General features: G+C 45.3%; 1 protein-coding gene. It reads left to right on the forward strand.

All coding sequences use genetic code 11. The features are described 5' to 3' along the window. Positions 1-1,119 (forward strand): RHS repeat-associated core domain-containing protein (locus ACM0OP_RS24180; RefSeq protein WP_414530948.1); only part of this gene is annotated, 1,119 nt, incomplete at both ends.

A 1,119-nucleotide genomic window follows, 5' to 3' on the forward strand; every position in this document is an offset into this window, starting at 1 on the left:
TTTGGTGGATTATTAGACCAGACAGGTACTTTCGGCAATTCCTTCGGGTTTGCAGGTGAACAAAGGGATGCTGCAACTGGGTTGGATTATCTGCGAGCGAGGTATTATGATTCCAGTTTGGGACGGTTTATCTCCAAAGATGAGTTTCCTGGATACTTAAACGACCCCTACAGTCAGCATGATTACCAATATGCTCATGCCAATCCTGTCAGATATACCGACCCAACTGGCTATTTCACTTTAGGAGATTTACTGGGGACGATACAGTTAGCAACTAGTCTAGCAGCAATTGGTGGCGGTGTCGGTGCGGGGGTAGGCTATATTACTGTTGCTGCGGCTACAGGTGCTAGTGGTGAAGAAATTCTGAGTATGTTTGGGCAATGGGGTACGGGTTTTGCCAGTGGTGTCTCTGGTGGTTTATTAACTGATGTTTATGAATATACCACTGGTGAGAAGATTGAACCAAACTATGCGATGCTCTACAATGCTGGGAATGTTACTGGCATTGCTGTGTCGTTCTTGGTGGGGATGAAGGCTGCTACTTGGGCTAAGACTACTATTGGTCCTCTGAAGTGGGTGGCGAGTGCGGATGCGGCTTTGGATGTGTATGGGGCTGGTAAGGCTAGTTATAATCTTTATCAGAGTTATCAGGATAATGGCAAGTTTGAACGTGAGGATGCTTGGAATCTGTTGGCTTATGTGCCTTTTGCTGCGTCTATTTTAAGTAGTAGGAAGTTCTTTGCGGCTAATAAGGCGATTAATAGTGGTGTTGAAGGTGTTGATAATGTTCTGCTTTCGACGAAGAAGACTGTTACTGAAATTAAGAATTGTTTTGTTGCTGGTACGGAAATTCTGACGACTGAGGGGATTAAGAATATTGAGGATGTTCAGGTTGGGGATTGGGTGATTGCTGATGATCCTACTACTCCTGGGGAGATTGAGGCAAGGCAGGTTTTAGATACGTTTGGTAGAGAAACGACAGCTTTAATTGACTTATATGTTGATGGGGAGGTGATTTCTACTACTGGGGAGCATCCTTTCTGGACTCCTGATAGGGGTTGGGTGGAAGCGAAGGATTTACAGGTTGGGAGTTTGTTGCAGACTGAGGATGGTCGGGTT

Source organism: Nodularia chucula CCY0103, from assembly GCF_963923915.1.
GTDB classification, from domain to species: domain Bacteria; phylum Cyanobacteriota; class Cyanobacteriia; order Cyanobacteriales; family Nostocaceae; genus Nodularia; species Nodularia chucula.